Raw genomic sequence first — 15,484 nt, 5'->3', positions numbered from 1 at the left:
TTTCTTCCTCCTCATTTCTAAAATCCTGTAAATCCACCAAATATACGAATAAAGAATGCTGTAATTTTCGTCATTTGGTTTGTATATAATAAAACCCCTGTTAGTATCATCATTCCACCGCCAATTTTCATCATGACATTGGCATATGTAACAATCCATTTTATCTTTCCAATAAAAAATGCCATCACGAAAAACGGAACTGCAAATCCAAGGGTGTACGCTGTAATATACAGAAGCGCACTTTCAGGATTGGTCGCACCGAGCATAAGCACTGCAGAAAATATCGGTCCAACACATGGTGTCCATCCTGCTGCATATGTCATGCCGACCAAAATTGAACGAATATATCCAGTCGATTTACTTCTATACTGTACCTTTTTCTCTGCCATAAGCCACTTAGGCTGAAACAATCCAGTCATAAATAACCCCATTAAAACAATAAAAATCCCACCAATTTGCTGAATCAGCCTTTGATTAGATGAAAAAGTGATCCCAATCCAGCTTACCGATAAACCTAACGCATAAAAAATAACCGAGAAACCGATCATAAAAAATAATGTATGTATAATCGCTGACTTTTGCATAATTCCACGATTTTCTTTTAAATCTTGAATAGAAACACCTGTAATATATGATAAATAAGATGGATATAGCGGTAAAGAACATGGTGATATAAATGAAAGTATCCCAGCCCCTACTACTAGCCAAATTGTTAAATCCGCCGCATTCATTTTATTCCTCCTAAACACACTACAAATCGTAGTGTTAACTATTAAAAAAAAGAGGCTATATGCACTCTCCAACAATAAGTACAATCGACATACAAAATAGCCCTAACGTTACATATACTGAATTCGTATGTAATGGTATATTCAACTTAATAACTTTCTCATTCAACACTTGCTCAATTCGTAAATTAATTGCAGTTTTCGCAAACGAAGCTGTAATACATTGATTTTCCATCGTCTTTATTTTAATTAACTTTAATAATGCACTACCTAGATCAAATGAAGATTTCATTTTTTGCATCGCATATTTATCAGCTGATAGCTCCTGATACACATGATAACGCTGCAGCATTCCTTTTAATATAGGAATGTACATCATTCCTTCAGCTAACAATGTAAAGAAAAATAACTTTAATGGATCTCGATTTTTTTGATGATATTCCTCATGTAATACAATCGCATCAATTTCTCCCTCTGAAAACGCCTGAAATATTCCTTCTGAAATGACAATTTTCGGTCGAAATAATCCAATTGTAAATGCCGTAATCTGTAACGTTGATAATACGTACACTTGCTTTCCTTTTCTAGTAATAGACACGAGATCTCTTTTCAATTTTTTACTATAAAAAAACTGCTTCCAAATTCTTTTACTTATAATGATTACAGTAAATAACAGTAATCCGGCTATCATAATGCGGAGTATTGATAATTCCCTCATATGTTTTTGCAATTCAAATAAACAAAACTGTGAAAGAAAAAATGCTTTATTTTGAAAAAGAAATGGGTATGTGACGTAGTATACTAACATACTAAAAAAAAGAACACTAATAGTCACTGCTAACAAAATGATTTTACGCATTTGCCACTTCATTTTATCTGTCCTCTTTTTTTAGCTGACTTAATTTCTCTTCTAATTTTTTTATTAAAGATGGATCAGCTTGTTCTAACTCATCTATCATATGGTTCACAACAAGATCTCCAAATTCACCCATTAATTCCTGTGTCATTTTCTTCGTTTGATTAGATAAAAATGCTTCTTTCGTTTGTGTAGTACGATACATACCACTTCTTTTCACGATATGCTTTTCTAAATGTGCTTTCTCTACTAATCTGTTCATAACTGTCATTACAGTATTAAAATTCACCAGGGATTCTTCACTTAATTTCTGTTGCACATCTTTAATGGTAATACCCTCAGTAGCCCAAATAATTTCCATTATTTTCGCTTCAAGCGGTCCGAAAAAGTGATTTAACCCTTGCTCATTTAACTTGTAGTTTTGAGTAAACATCGTATGGCCCCTTTCACACTACAGATTGTAGTATAAAATATATAGAAGGTCAAACATGAATGATATTAACTGATACTTAAATGGATCCTCATCTCCACTAATTAGTTATCTGTACCGCGTTCGATTCATTGTAAGCCTAACTTCTCTCCAAATGTAGCATAGAGATAATATTCTAATATTTGCGCACTAAATTTCTCATTACGCCCGAGTGCAAATAATTCCCGATTTTTTGCTACGATAGTATCTAATGGAATTACCACATTATCCACTATTTTTGTAATTTCAATTATATTACTTTCTACGTTTACTTCTGTTTTAAATTCAATATTTTCTAATACTATATGTGAACGTCTTCCTGATGCAAAAAAAGTAAAGTTAGGGTTTTTAAAAATGCCAATTTCACTCTCTAACGGATATAAATATTTAAAAATTATATCTCTGTGTCCATCTTTTATTATTTTTTCATCTTTTTCATCATCTAAATATTCTTTCACCTTCGCTGCAAACTCAAATCGAAAATCCACTCTTTCACGCTCCCTCTTTTCATTCTACTTTAATAAATATATTGATATAATTTTACCATATTATAAAATAACTTCCAATAAAAAGTAAAAACCACTTTTGTAAAACCTCTGGTATTCCCCGCACTTTTTAAATATAAACACTCTTTCAATATTAATTAGTACGCCGTTATATTCATTTAAACATATTGTTTCCATACTTTGAAACAATATTATCCAGTATTATATATCAATAAAGTGAAACTTTAATCAGTGGGGGTTTTGTTCATCCCCCACTGATTATTAGCCCTCACCAATCGGGCGTTTACGGGCAGCCCGACTCCCACCTAACTTCTTTGCTCCAGCCGAATTTTGAGGTGGGAGTCTTACTGCCCTCAAATAGCGGGATAAACTGCTTCTAATTCCTTTCTATCCACAGCTATCGACTCCTTATGCTATTTCAATATATTGTTCACTTTATTTCCCCTTATTCATTAAATCACAGAAGGAATGTAACTCCCCGCTATCGAATTTTTACATAACAAATATTATTAGGTGGTGCTTTACTATGAAATTAGCTGTCGTTGGTGGCGGTGATTTACAAGATCCAAATCACTTGCATATTAATGAACGACTTATAGAATTAACAAATAAACAATACCCAAAAGTATTATTCATTCCAACAGCTAGTCGTGATGATGAAGGATATATAGAGTTATTTTTAGAAACGTTTGAAAAGCAATTACATTGTGAGGTTCAAATTTTACGCTTTACAACCGAAACACCTACTAAATATGAAATAGATGAGATGATTCATTCTGCCGATTTAATTTATCTTGGCGGTGGGAATTACGTTCATATGCTTGAACAATGGAAAGAACATAAATTAGATGAAAAGTTACTATTTGCTTTAAAACGTGGAACACTTATTGCAGGATATAGTGCCGGTGCGATGTGCTGGTTCACATCTAGCATTCGTTCAGATTATGAAGGTTCTGGTTATATAGAAAGTAGTGGCTGGAGTATTGTTAACAAAAGATTTTGCCCCCATTACAATCAATTAAATAGAATGAATGCCTTCCATACGTTTTTACAAACTCACCAAGGTAATATAGAGGGCATTGCATTAGAAGATAATTGCGCTTTATATATTACAGAAGGTTCATTTGAAATTATCGGTGAGCCAGATACAGCTTGGGAGTTTTATATGGATAATGGAAAACTCATTAGACAACATTTTGACATAACTTTAAAAAGTTATTTATAAGCATTCATCAAAAAAATGTCCCTAAGTATAATGACTTAGGGACATTTTCATCTTTTAACTCACTAATCGTGTAATTCGTTTCTTCTGCCATGAAAGCTTATAGTATGCATACTGTAATATTAAGCTGACGATGAATGCCGCTGGATATCCAATCCAAATTCCTTCTATACCAAGACTCGTATGGTAAGAAAGATAATACGCTACAGGTACTTCAACAAGCCAGATTGATACAACACTAATCACAGTTGGCCAAAGTACTGTACCACTTGCTCGCATTGTCGCACTAATAATTTGTGCATGACCGAAAATTAAGTAACTCCATAATGTAATCATAACTAAACTATGAGCAATTTCAATTGTAGTTTGACTTGTCAAAAATAGTGCTAAAATATCTCTTGAGAATAAATAAATAAGCGATATTAATACACCACCAATGATATAATTCATAATAATTCCGGCCTTAACAACTTTCTGTAATCGATTAAATTGGTTTGCACCAATTGATTGCGCTGCAAAAATTGATACTGTAATGCCAAGGCTAACTGCTGGCATTTGTACATAACTTGCAACTTGGTTCACAACACCATACGCCGCTGTTGCATCTGATCCATAGCGATTCACAAATGCGATTACCGCAATTTCTGATAATGAAACTAATATCATATTAATACTCGCTGGAATACCAAGTCGTAATAATAACTTTAATAACTCCCAGTCCATACGAAGATATTTTCTTACTGTAGCGTCTAATTGCAGTGGATGATTTTTCTTCTTTAAATACAATAGCATGACAATAAACGTAATAACTGTAGATATAACTGAAGCATAGGCTGCTCCGTAAACATCTAATTTCGGAGCTCCTAACCAGCCAAAAATAAGAATTGGTAATAAGATCATATTTAGCGCTGTACTAACGATTAAAAAGTAAAATGGCGTTTTAGAATCTCCTGTACCTCTCATAAATGTTGTGTATGCAAAATATAAAAATAATACTGGCATAGATATAAATAAAATTCTTGCGTAATGCACACTTATTTCAATAATATTTTCTGGTGTTCCCATAAGGCGCATAATATCCATCGCAAAAATACTACCTATTATCGCCAACACGACTCCGATAATAAAAGTAAACGTAAGTGTCGTACCAACGATAGCTTTTAAGCGCTCTTCATTTTTAGCACCAAATGCCTGACCAATTAAAATTGAACTACCAGAACCAATTCCAATTACAAATGAAACGAGCAGGAAAAATAACGGGAAGAACGCCGATATAGCTGCTAGATCATTTACGCCAAGCCATCTTCCTACTACTACCATTCCAAATAACTGTCCAACTGACTGTAATACATTACTTAAAAGTAACGGTACTAAAAACATGGACATCGATTTCCATATCGGCTTATGTTCCGTTTCTGACTTCTGTGACTCTACACCTTCTTTATTGTTATCTGTAGGTGGTTTCAAATTTCATTTCTCCTTTTATTTAAAATCTGCACGGTTAAATCCGTGCTCAAATAGTTGTAATTACTCCAACCATTTCTATACTGTTTGCTCGTTAAAGTAAATTCTTCTTCCACTCACTATTTTCAAATTCATCATAGAACTTTAACATATTTTTCGTATCTGTAATCCTCTATCTCTTTGTATAGTTGTTTTTATGATGTGCTTCTATTCATTTTCTTCTCTTCATTCTTATAACTTCACCCAATATTGGCTTCCATCAGCTGTTCTATCTAAAAAACCATATTCAATTAAATATCTTCTCAAAGTTACAAAATCCGGATATATATTTTCTAAAACTGTATTTACTTCTTTTTCAGTATACTTTTTATTACTATCGAATTTCTTCACTAAATGACGTAATATAATTAATTTACGCTTTTGCTTTTTCGGAAATTTAGAAAGCGGTCCATCCAAACCTTCTGTAAAATGCGTTGTTAAAACTTCAGCATTTTCTTCCTCTGTAATATTGTATCGATCATCCACCATCGTAGCTGTTCTATGAATCGGTACAAATTTAGTTTGAACTTTTGATTTTTCTTCTGACAATTCCATTAACGCTAAAAATACTTTCGCTTGCTTCATTTTCTCTCGCAATGTAAATCGATGATTGCGAATCGTCGACGTGCTCCCGCCGTCCATTTCTTTTACAATCTCTTTATCGTTAAGTCCCATATGGAAAAACTGAACCATTTTCTTTTGCAAATCAGTTAAACCTGTAAACTTCTTATCAAGATTTAATAAATATTCAAACATAGACGTATGCTCATTTTGAATATGCAACTGTACAAACTTCTCTGCTTCATACAAAACTTGATTTTCTTGATAAATAACCCCTTTAATAAACGTTTCTCCACAAGCTAAACAAATATACTCCTCTGCTACCTCGTCAAATACATACCCTTTCTTCAATTCCTCTACCGACGCATCCCAAAACTTCTCTGATATATCACTCATACTAAACACTCCTTCAAAATGTTTATTTAAAAACAAACAAATTACAATAACGTTTATTATCACTTCATCATCTTAACATATAAAAAGTAAACGTTTCAATGTTTCGTTTACCTATTTTACAAACTTTTATAAAAATATTTATCTAACCATGATAAATAGGACTTATCACACCGAAAAACGAATGTATTGTAACAAACTAATTATTATGGGATGTGAAACAAAACATGACTACTATTCAAGACCCTTCCAGCATTCAATTTTAACTACAAAAAAGGTGTTTCCGTATATGGAAACACCTTTTACCTTTTATATATTTTATAAACAACCTCTACTAAAACTTTACTTGCTTGTACAAATACATGTTTTCGATTTCCATCCTCAACGAATCTATTTGAACAACCACTAATCATCATCATACAACAAATTATGACTATTACTTTAATGCTTTTTCTGCAAATCATTTTATGCAACTCCACTTTTGTAAAACTTCATTTAAATTTACCCCATCAAAAAAAGTTTACACGAATAATGAAACGTAAAAATATGTAATGTTGCATATTTTTACGTTTCATTACAATATTGTGATTTAATTATTTTAATAACTGGTATACCGAGGTGATTCACTTGAAATTTAAAGCGAAAAAAAATCCATTTCATATCATTTTAATCTCATTGTTTTTAGTTGTTTTTTTCATTTCCCTATTCTTTCAAAATGAGAATTCTATTTTTTTCACTCTCATGATGCTCTTAAATATCGTGAATCTCTCTTCTTTCTATTTTTTTCATTACAAAATAACGGAATCTGCCCTTGTTTTTAAACATGGTTTCATACTCCGTACTGAAATTCCATTTGAAGATATACGCCACATTAAATACTCTGGTAAAAAGCTTCGTTCAGAAAATTGTACAAGACAGCAAATAGAAATTCATTATAATTTATTCGACTCAGTAACATCTTTCGTACCACAAGAAGAGGAGAAATTCATTTCACTCTTAAAAGAAAACTGGCCAAATGTGAAAATAATCAATAGCACCTCAAATGAATAGTTTTGTTTGAGACAGTTCTATGCTATTAGGATAACTATATAAGAATTGAATATCCTCCCCAAGCAAAACCGCCGTTTACATATTTATTCTCCCCTCAGGCTAACTACCCAATAGTTAGTCTATTTTTTATTACATAAAGATACTACCCCTCCATCACAAACAAACGATACGAACATACACTATTTCTAAAAAAGTAAACTTCTACACAAAATGAATGAAAGGTGCTTATTATGTATGAGTTAAGTTATGAAGGATTAACAGGTGAAATTATTACAAGATATGATTGTGAGTATGAAGAAGCTAGACAAGAATGGAATCGAGCTATTCAAAAGTTTCCTTTAGCTATCATTTATTGTTTTACGAAATGGGATGTTAGTAATGCGATTATTTGGGCGATAAAAAAGCCAAGATTCTAAATTAAGAACCTTGGCCTCTTCTATTATTCTTTCGGCGCAATCATTTTTTTCGGGTCTACAATTTCATCAAATTGCTCTTCTGTTAGTAATCCTGATTGCAGTGCTGCTTCTTTTAAAGTTAATCCATCTTTATGAGCATGCTTTGCAATTTTCGCGGCATTTTCATACCCGATATGTGGGTTTAGTGCGGTTACAAGCATTAATGAACGATTTACATTTTCATTAATTACTTCTTCATCTGCTTCAATACCAACTGCACATTTATCATTAAATGAAACGGTTGCATCAGCTAATAAGTGAGCAGATTGCAGGAAGTTGTAAGCGATAACTGGTTTGAATACGTTTAGCTCAAAATTACCTTGGCTCGCAGCAAATCCGATTGTTGTGTCATTTCCCATAACTTGTGCTACAACCATTGTTAGCGCTTCGCTTTGCGTTGGATTTACTTTACCTGGCATAATAGAGCTTCCTGGTTCATTTGCAGGAATAATAATTTCCCCAAGACCACTACGCGGACCACTTGCAAGCCAACGCACATCGTTAGCAATCTTCATTAAATCAGCAGCTAATGCTTTTAATGCTCCGTGTGCAAATACAACTTCATCATGGCTCGTTAACGCATGGAATTTATTTGGTGCAGAAACAAATTGTTTACCTGTAAACAGACTAATTTCTTCTGCTACCATCTCACCAAATTTAGGGTGCGCATTAATTCCAGTTCCAACCGCAGTACCACCAATTGCTAATTCTTTCATATATGTATTGCTATCTGCAATCATACGCTCTGTTTTTTCAAGCATACGGTGCCATCCGCTAATTTCTTGTCCTAACGTTAACGGTGTTGCATCTTGTAAATGCGTACGACCGATTTTAATAATATGTTCAAATGCAGTTACTTTTTCTGCTAATGTTTCTTTTAATTTCGTAATAGCTGGTAATACATGATTTTCTACCGCAATCACACACGCTACATGAAGTGCTGTTGGGAACGTATCATTTGAACTTTGAGACATGTTCACGTCATCATTCGGATGAATATGTACGTCAGATCCCTTTTCTTTCAAAATTTGATTACCGCGGTTTGCAATTACTTCATTTACATTCATATTCGATTGTGTACCACTACCTGTTTGCCATACGACAAGTGGAAAATGTTCATTCCATTTTTCTGCGATAACTTCATCAGCAGCTTCCGCAATTGCTTGTGCTTTTTCTTCTGATAACTTCCCTAATTTTTGATTGCTAATCGCTGCACTCTTCTTTAAAATCGCAAATGCTTTTACAATTTCAAGCGGCATATGCTCTGTTCCAATCGGAAAATTTTCCTTACTACGCTGTGTTTGTGCTGCCCATAATTTATCAGCTGGAACTTTCATTTCTCCTAATGTATCACTTTCAATTCTGTACTCCATTTTTTCATCCCCTTGAAAATAAAATACCTACATTTCTCATTTTAACAGACTTCCATACAAATGATAAGAATTCTCACTCGTATATATAAAAAAAATACCTTCTGCGGTGGCAGAAGGTATTTTTTTATGATGCTTGCTTCCCTTTTTCAACGTCATCTACATACCAAATGAATTTCCCTGTATATCCGTAAATAACTGCCAAAATTAATGAAACGAAGCTTAACCACATAAACGGAACGTATGAGAACGTTGCTACACCTAAAATACCAGCCATAAAAATACCATTATCCGACCACGGAACCATACCAGAAGTTAACGTTCCACCTACTTCTGAGTTACGTGCTAATACACGGCGATCTATTTTTAATTTATCATAGCTATCTTCCATAATTTTCGGTGTTAAAATAAGTGATACATACATCGCACAACCAAATATATTAGCTAAGAATGCCACGATTAATGTAGACAATGTTACATTACCTGCAGAATTTAATTTCTTCTCAAATTTTGATACGATTACTTTTAGAACACCTAGCTTTTCAAGTAGTCCACCAAAACCTAAGCCGAAAATAATAACGGCTACTGAACTAAGCATACCGTTAATTCCACCACGGTTTAATAACTTATCGACAAACTCGACACCAGATTGAATTGAGAATCCGTTATATGCTGTTCCAATTGCCTCTCCAAAGTGCATCCCTTGGAAAAGAGTTGCCCAAATTGCACCAATTAAAGCTCCCATAGCAATTGTTGGCATAGAAGGTTTCTTCAGCGCCAATAGCACAATAACGATTACAGCCGGAACAAGCATCCATATTTTAATATCAAATTGCTTTAATAAAGCTTCTTTTAAAAACTCTACTCTATTTAAATCTACATTATCCCCGCCATACATCCATCCAGCAACAGTAAACATAATGCTGGTAATAATAAAAGCTGGAACGTCTAATACGAGCATAGCTCGAACGTGAGCAATAACATCTACTTTTGCCATAGAAGCTGCAAGAACTGTGCTATCAGAAAGTGGTGATAATTTGTCTCCAAAATAAGCTCCTGAAAGAACTGCACCCGCAACAAGCGGAAGTGGTAATCCAAGCCCTTCCCCAATCGCCATCATAGCAATACCAGCTGTTCCAACTGTTCCCCATGATGTTCCTGTCGCGATAGAAGTTATTGAACAAATAATTAAAGTTGCCAATAAGAATATGCTAGGGTGAATGAATTCTAATCCATAATAAATTAATGTAGGTACAACCCCACCAGCAATCCATGTTCCAATTAAAGCTCCAACTGCAACTAAAATAAGAATTGCTTCTAATCCATTAGAAATCCCTTTCGTAATTGCATCTTGCAATTCTTGATAACGAAATCCTAACCTTAATCCAAGCGCAATAACTAAAAACCATGAAATAAATAGCGCTAATTGAATTGGGAGATCAAAAATCGTTTGGAAGGAAAAGACGACAGCAAGAAATAGGAATAAAAGAATGATGATTTCTAGCATCGAGGGTAATCTTACACTTTTCATTTTTTTCTCTCCTTACAAGTCGATAACATGATGTATGTCGTCTTACGTGTATGTAGTATACAATTAGCGAAGACAAAACAAAATTTTCATATTATTTCGATTTATTTTTTCAGTATAATATATTCACAACCCTTTCTATTGTAAAAGTAGATTGCGCTTTTCGCAATGAAAAATATAAAAAATGTTGTATTTTTATTTCTTTCGAAAAAACTATCTAATAATAACTTTTTTAATATTTGCCACAACAAAGATTTCCACTGCTGTTCTCAGTTCATATGTACTACTATATTTCCCCTTCCCCAAAAGAACACACATCATTTATTACAATACAAGGGGCTGGTGGATGGATTGCGGCATTACCTACAGCTGAAAAAAATCAAATCAAAAATCTTGCTAGCATTTTAACACCAACCGATCTACAATATTTTTCCATAATCAAAAAAGAGCATGTTACACTTTTATGTAACATGCTCTTTCTTTACTACTCTATATGGCTATGCCTGAATGTCTGCAAATTCTTCAATATGCTCGTACTCTTTTTCCAATTCCTCTAAAGACAGCTCGTATAATTGTCGTTCGCGAATCTTAAACACACCTGCTCCAATTAACTCATCAATTAAATGCCTCTTACGATTTTCAACAGCAAAACGGAGTTGACTACTCATCTTTTAAAAAACTCCTTTCTACGATCATTGAAAATGATAATCTTTATCAATTACCACTTTTGATTATAAAAGATGATTCTTAATAAGTAAAGTAATCTTATGAAATATTTACATTACAAAGTATTTGTGGCCACATTATATATATGTATGCCACGCGAAAAATGTTATGACACTTTTTCATACCCTTTTTCTTTCATACTTTGCAAGTTGTCTCATTATGGTTAAATTCACCCTCAATTTCTACTTGAATGGTGACATGTTCTACATGAAATTTTTCCTTTAATACATCCGTTGCTTCTTTCAATACACTTTGCGTTTCATTACCTTTAATAATAAGATGGCAAGTTAATACTAGAAAATCTGATGTTACAGACCATATATGTAAATCATGAACTTCTTTTACAATAGTAATATTTAATAATGTATTTTTCACCTCTTCAGCATCTATATGCTGCGGTGCACCTTCCATTAGTATATGAACTGTATCACGTGTTACACGCCATCCACTTATAATGACTAAAATAGACACAAGAATACTAGCAACCGCATCTGCGGCATTCCAATCAAAAAATTTAATAAGCAACGCAGCAATAATTGCTCCGACTGAACCTAATAAATCGCCTAGTACGTGTAAGAAAGCACTTCTTAAATTCAAATTCCCTTTCACATCTCCGCCTCTCATTAATATCCAAGCTGATACAATATTAATAAGCAAACCAAGTACAGCAATAATGAGCATCCCATTACTAGCAATCTCCACTGGCTCTTTAAACCGACGAATTGCTTCAATAAAAATATATATCGAAATAACAATAAGAACGACACCGTTACATAATGCCGCTAACATTTCGACACGCTTATACCCGTATGTTTTTGCAGCCGTTGCTGTTTTTTCTCCAAGCTTGAGCGCAAGTAAACTTAACGCTAAGGATACTGCATCACTTAACATATGCCCCGCGTCAGATAATAGTGCTAAGCTATTTGTTACAAACCCTCCAATAACTTCAGCAATCATAAAGCTGGTCGTTAATAGGAAGGCAATTAGTAACGCCTTTTTATTTTTTGAATGACCGTGATCATGTGAGTTTCCCATACAAATGCTCCTTTAAGTGCAATATCTGTATGTTAGTATGAAACAAACTCACTCCCTTTATCCCGCATTAACGTCCGATTGGTGAAGGCTAATAATCAGTGGGGATGAACAAAACCCCCACTGATTAAAGTTTCACTTTATCCCGATTCCTTCTGTATACACACTTCGCTACTTTTCAAACAAGTCCTTTTTCTCAAATAAAAACAAGACTACTTCTTTTTTATTTTCATATTGTTTACTAATGAAAGAATTTTTAAGGAGGTTACTTAAATGAAACGTTTATTTCTCTGTATGGAGCGTGAACTTGTTGTAATAAAAGAACAAGATGGTAACTACGAAACGACTTACCACTTACAAAATATGCAGCCTACTTGTATTGCAGTTGATCCATTTCAAAAGAATCGTGTATATTGTGGAACATTTGGACGAGGTCTATGGTTAAGCGATGATGGTGGGGATTCATGGAGACCAATTGGAGATTCTTATCGTTACTTTGACTTTCCGAAAGAAGACGGTATTTTACATTCTTCAATCACTTCCATTACGATAAGCCCTAATGAACAAGTTAACGGATATGGAGTCGTTTATGTAGGTACAGAACCTAGTGCTTTATTTCGTTCAGAAAATGGCGGTGTAACGTGGACTGAACTTAAAAATATGAAATCATTATTATCTTCTTATACGTGGGCTTTCCCGCCTAGACCTTTTACCCATCACGTACGCTGGATTACAATTGATCCAAACAATCCAAATACAATCCACGTTTCAATCGAAGCTGGTGCTGTTATTCAAAGTAACGATAAAGGGCATACATGGATTGATAAAAAATTCGGTGCCCCTATCGATGCTCATCAATTACTCATGCACCCTGAAGCCCCAAATCGCCTTTATGCATCATGTGGTGATGGGTTTATGGGCGGACCTGATCGTGCCTATCTTGAAAGTTATAACAGTGGAAACAGCTGGATCTCATGTAGTGAAGGACTTGAACATCATTATTTATACAGCATGGCTATCAACCCAGCTGATTGCGATACAATTCTCGTGTCTGCTGCACCGAGTGCTGATCTCGCTCATCACCGTATTCCTTATGAATCTTATATTTATCGAAAAACGAAAGATACTCCTTTCGAGCAAGTACAGCAAGGTCTACCATCTGCAATTGGTACAGTCATTTCGATGTTTGCTACAAATCCAGTAGAACCACATACGTTTTACACTTTAAATAACAACGGCGTGTTTCAATCCAATGATAGCGGTGAAACGTGGGAACAACTAAACATTCCGTGGAAAGATGAATATAAAACGCAGCATCCACATGCATTGCTTGTTACTAGCTTTTAACGAAAAGAGAGACTGCCTAATGGTTTCAGGCAGTCTCTCTTTTATTTCTTTAAATCAATGACAATATCATCTAACACTATATCTTTACTCTTCGCTTCATTTTTCGGCACTTCAATTTTCTTCTCTTTCCCATTAACATACTCCACTCCACCATGATTTTCAGGTGTATGCACTCGCAAATTCACATGAGGTGTAACGATAAGCTTTGTTGCATTTTCGTTCAATTTTTGGAATGTGGCACTCCAACTACTTTTATATGGCTCCGCTACTGTACTACTTCCACCATTTCCTTTACCTGCATATCGATTTCCTAAATCATCTTTTATTTCTAATTCCACATCAGCGCTATCCCATATACTTCTTAATGCCTTAGATTCTTCCTGCTTGTAATAAACAATAAATGACATCGGGGTTACTTCCATTTTGTCTATATTTACTTTTATTAATTCATTTTCAGAAACCCCATTAACCTTTGCTTCCTTACTATCCATTGCTTTTAAACTAAGTGCGAAATTCCAGTTCCCCTTTATTGCATTACCTTCATAATCCAACTCAATTGCTTCTATATCCCACCAAACATTTGCAACATCTAGCCTTTCATTATCAATACCACTCATAGTGGTCATACCTACATATTTTCTCTCTCCAACTTTTGTAACTTTCGAACTACCTCCCCCGCCATTAAAGCCCATAACTTGCGGACTTCCAAATAGGAAAGGTTTCTCTCCTAAATCTTTATCACTCTCAATAGAATATGTGATCGTGATTGTTCTACCATCAAACACAGCATCATTAATTGTAACTTTAACCCCATTACTCTCTCTCGTCATATTCAATTCAGTCGAAAACTCTTTATAATTTTCATATAACCCTGTTCTACCATTATCTAAAAATCGGAATATGTCACCTACAATTGGCAATCCCCCAGCATATGTAGGAAATCCGATACCCAGTGTCGCAACTGATAATCCAACTAAAATAGATGCAGCAGCGACACCTTTTTTCCAAGTTTTCACCTTTTTCTTCGTACGTATAGATTGTTTTAAATTACGCTTCACTTTTTCTTTTTCAATTTCAGAAGCCTCAATTTCCTCAAGTTCTTTTTCATCTATATCAATATCATTTAATAGTTCATAAATATCTTTCATATTACACTACCTCCAAAACTAATATTCGTAGCATTTTGTTGTAGCTTCTTTTTCCCGCGATACACACGATTATCTATCGCCGCTCGAGTTAATCCTAACTTGTCACCTATTTCTTCTGTCTTCATACCGAGTAGATATTTCATAATGAACACTTTTTGATCTAACGGTTCTAATTGATTAATAAGCTTCAATAATTCTTCCCTATCTTCCATAACGATTAATTCGTCTTCTGCCGATTTTTCCGTACTTATATGAAACTCATCTGAAATGATTTCTACTTTTTTAGTTGCTTTCCGGTAATAATCAATTGCTTTAAACTTTGCAATCGCTGCAATCCATTTTTTAAAATCACTCGGCTCTCCATGAAACTTATTTGCGTTATTCCAAATGGAAAGAAATATATCATTTACACATTCCTCTATGAGTCCATCATTTTGAACTGGAAGAAGAACTTTATGCGTAATCCCCTTTATGAGTGGTAAGTATGTATCGACAACAAATTCTAGCGCATCTTCTTTTTGTCGCTGTAATCTTTTTATAAAATTTTTCTCATTTGATTTCATGTAGCGATTCCCCTTATTTTTTTGTAA

16 protein-coding genes and 1 pseudogene are annotated in these 15,484 nt (G+C 34.1%); 4 read left to right on the top strand and 13 right to left on the bottom strand.

Annotated elements, in window-relative coordinates; all coding sequences use genetic code 11:
* Nucleotides 1–17: 17 nt before the first annotated feature.
* The 4 genes from ccdA to MHI07_RS08365 all read right to left on the bottom strand — a co-directional run bounded on the left by ccdA (nucleotide 18) and on the right by MHI07_RS08365 (nucleotide 2,541).
* Entirely contained in the window at nucleotides 18–731 is a 714-nt protein-coding gene (ccdA, locus tag MHI07_RS08380) for a cytochrome c-type biogenesis protein CcdA (protein ID WP_088078265.1), read from the bottom strand.
* Nucleotides 732–786: 55 nt separating this feature from the next.
* Nucleotides 787–1,599: a M56 family metallopeptidase gene (locus tag MHI07_RS08375; RefSeq protein WP_340823035.1), complete on the bottom strand. Its 813-nt coding sequence runs from the start codon at nucleotides 1,597–1,599 to the stop codon at nucleotides 787–789.
* Nucleotide 1,600: 1 nt separating this feature from the next.
* Entirely contained in the window at nucleotides 1,601–2,017 is a 417-nt protein-coding gene (locus tag MHI07_RS08370) for a BlaI/MecI/CopY family transcriptional regulator (RefSeq protein WP_002158426.1), read from the bottom strand.
* Between the two features lie 125 nt (nucleotides 2,018–2,142).
* On the bottom strand, nucleotides 2,143–2,541 hold the full coding sequence (locus MHI07_RS08365) for a DUF3942 family protein (protein WP_340823032.1): 399 nt from the start codon (nucleotides 2,539–2,541) through the stop codon (nucleotides 2,143–2,145).
* 544 nt (nucleotides 2,542–3,085) lie between these two features.
* On the opposite strand from MHI07_RS08365, the gene MHI07_RS08360 reads away from it, so the two are divergent.
* Nucleotides 3,086–3,784 carry a peptidase E gene (locus MHI07_RS08360; RefSeq protein WP_078180901.1) on the top strand — a complete coding sequence of 233 codons (699 nt, stop codon included), beginning with the start codon at nucleotides 3,086–3,088 and terminating at the stop codon, nucleotides 3,782–3,784.
* 54 nt (nucleotides 3,785–3,838) lie between these two features.
* Here the strand turns inward: MHI07_RS08360 and MHI07_RS08355 are convergent, their stop codons facing one another.
* From MHI07_RS08355 to MHI07_RS08345, 3 genes are all read right to left on the bottom strand, one after another.
* The gene (locus MHI07_RS08355) at nucleotides 3,839–5,248 is read right to left on the bottom strand and encodes an MATE family efflux transporter (RefSeq protein WP_078180900.1); all 1,410 of its coding nucleotides are present in this window, start codon (nucleotides 5,246–5,248) and stop codon (nucleotides 3,839–3,841) included.
* Nucleotides 5,249–5,476: 228 nt separating this feature from the next.
* Nucleotides 5,477–6,241 carry a DUF2087 domain-containing protein gene (locus MHI07_RS08350; RefSeq protein ID WP_002158430.1) on the bottom strand — a complete coding sequence of 255 codons (765 nt, stop codon included), beginning with the start codon at nucleotides 6,239–6,241 and terminating at the stop codon, nucleotides 5,477–5,479.
* Between the two features lie 299 nt (nucleotides 6,242–6,540).
* Nucleotides 6,541–6,702: a hypothetical protein gene (locus MHI07_RS08345; RefSeq protein WP_002158431.1), complete on the bottom strand. Its 162-nt coding sequence runs from the start codon at nucleotides 6,700–6,702 to the stop codon at nucleotides 6,541–6,543.
* Between the two features lie 163 nt (nucleotides 6,703–6,865).
* Here MHI07_RS08345 and MHI07_RS08340 point away from each other — a divergent pair, with 163 nt between their 5' ends.
* Nucleotides 6,866–7,288 (top strand): PH domain-containing protein, encoded by a 423-nt coding sequence (locus MHI07_RS08340; protein WP_340823027.1) that lies wholly within the window; start codon nucleotides 6,866–6,868, stop codon nucleotides 7,286–7,288.
* A gap of 230 nt (nucleotides 7,289–7,518) precedes the next feature.
* Nucleotides 7,519–7,689 (top strand): annotated as a pseudogene (locus MHI07_RS08335) (FAD-linked oxidase); the annotation flags it as partial.
* Between the two features lie 38 nt (nucleotides 7,690–7,727).
* Here MHI07_RS08335 and fumC read toward each other — a convergent pair.
* The 4 genes from fumC to MHI07_RS08315 form a co-directional block, all read right to left on the bottom strand.
* Nucleotides 7,728–9,116 carry a class II fumarate hydratase gene (fumC, locus tag MHI07_RS08330; protein ID WP_340823025.1) on the bottom strand — a complete coding sequence of 463 codons (1,389 nt, stop codon included), beginning with the start codon at nucleotides 9,114–9,116 and terminating at the stop codon, nucleotides 7,728–7,730.
* A gap of 124 nt (nucleotides 9,117–9,240) precedes the next feature.
* Complete coding sequence (gene nhaC / locus MHI07_RS08325) at nucleotides 9,241–10,644, bottom strand: Na+/H+ antiporter NhaC (protein WP_002158435.1); 1,404 nt, start codon at nucleotides 10,642–10,644, stop codon at nucleotides 9,241–9,243.
* 494 nt (nucleotides 10,645–11,138) lie between these two features.
* Complete coding sequence (gene fbpA / locus MHI07_RS08320) at nucleotides 11,139–11,309, bottom strand: Fur-regulated basic protein FbpA (protein WP_002158436.1); 171 nt, start codon at nucleotides 11,307–11,309, stop codon at nucleotides 11,139–11,141.
* Nucleotides 11,310–11,502: 193 nt separating this feature from the next.
* A complete protein-coding gene (locus MHI07_RS08315) occupies nucleotides 11,503–12,402 on the bottom strand; it encodes a cation diffusion facilitator family transporter (protein ID WP_340823021.1) in 900 nt (299 codons plus the stop codon).
* Between the two features lie 270 nt (nucleotides 12,403–12,672).
* Here MHI07_RS08315 and MHI07_RS08310 point away from each other — a divergent pair, with 270 nt between their 5' ends.
* A complete protein-coding gene (locus MHI07_RS08310) occupies nucleotides 12,673–13,746 on the top strand; it encodes a WD40/YVTN/BNR-like repeat-containing protein (protein ID WP_340823019.1) in 1,074 nt (357 codons plus the stop codon).
* Between the two features lie 41 nt (nucleotides 13,747–13,787).
* Here MHI07_RS08310 and MHI07_RS08305 read toward each other — a convergent pair whose 3' ends face one another.
* The gene (locus tag MHI07_RS08305) at nucleotides 13,788–14,894 is read right to left on the bottom strand and encodes a DUF4179 domain-containing protein (RefSeq protein ID WP_340823017.1); all 1,107 of its coding nucleotides are present in this window, start codon (nucleotides 14,892–14,894) and stop codon (nucleotides 13,788–13,790) included.
* Complete coding sequence (locus MHI07_RS08300) at nucleotides 14,891–15,457, bottom strand: sigma-70 family RNA polymerase sigma factor (protein WP_002200990.1); 567 nt, start codon at nucleotides 15,455–15,457, stop codon at nucleotides 14,891–14,893. Before MHI07_RS08300 ends, MHI07_RS08305 begins: the two co-directional genes overlap by 4 nt.
* Nucleotides 15,458–15,484 lie beyond the last annotated feature (27 nt).

It is taken from the genome of Bacillus sp. FSL H8-0545, from assembly GCF_038006105.1.
GTDB classification, from domain to species: domain Bacteria; phylum Bacillota; class Bacilli; order Bacillales; family Bacillaceae_G; genus Bacillus_A; species Bacillus_A cereus_U.
Note: the sequence above shows the minus strand (reverse complement) of the source record. Positions and strands in the feature narration are given on the sequence as shown.

Coding starts and splice junctions, on each gene's coding strand:
- MHI07_RS08315 (WP_340823021.1), bottom strand. CDS start 12,402: ATGGGAAACTCACATGATCACGGTCATTCAAAAAATAAAAAGGCGTTA.
- MHI07_RS08350 (WP_002158430.1), bottom strand. CDS start 6,241: ATGAGTGATATATCAGAGAAGTTTTGGGATGCGTCGGTAGAGGAATTG.
- MHI07_RS08310 (WP_340823019.1), top strand. CDS start 12,673: ATGAAACGTTTATTTCTCTGTATGGAGCGTGAACTTGTTGTAATAAAA.
- MHI07_RS08305 (WP_340823017.1), bottom strand. CDS start 14,894: ATGAAAGATATTTATGAACTATTAAATGATATTGATATAGATGAAAAA.
- MHI07_RS08360 (WP_078180901.1), top strand. CDS start 3,086: ATGAAATTAGCTGTCGTTGGTGGCGGTGATTTACAAGATCCAAATCAC.
- MHI07_RS08300 (WP_002200990.1), bottom strand. CDS start 15,457: ATGAAATCAAATGAGAAAAATTTTATAAAAAGATTACAGCGACAAAAA.
- MHI07_RS08370 (WP_002158426.1), bottom strand. CDS start 2,017: ATGTTTACTCAAAACTACAAGTTAAATGAGCAAGGGTTAAATCACTTT.
- fumC (WP_340823025.1), bottom strand. CDS start 9,116: ATGGAGTACAGAATTGAAAGTGATACATTAGGAGAAATGAAAGTTCCA.
- MHI07_RS08375 (WP_340823035.1), bottom strand. CDS start 1,599: ATGAAGTGGCAAATGCGTAAAATCATTTTGTTAGCAGTGACTATTAGT.
- MHI07_RS08345 (WP_002158431.1), bottom strand. CDS start 6,702: ATGATTTGCAGAAAAAGCATTAAAGTAATAGTCATAATTTGTTGTATG.
- fbpA (WP_002158436.1), bottom strand. CDS start 11,309: ATGAGTAGTCAACTCCGTTTTGCTGTTGAAAATCGTAAGAGGCATTTA.
- nhaC (WP_002158435.1), bottom strand. CDS start 10,644: ATGAAAAGTGTAAGATTACCCTCGATGCTAGAAATCATCATTCTTTTA.
- ccdA (WP_088078265.1), bottom strand. CDS start 731: ATGAATGCGGCGGATTTAACAATTTGGCTAGTAGTAGGGGCTGGGATA.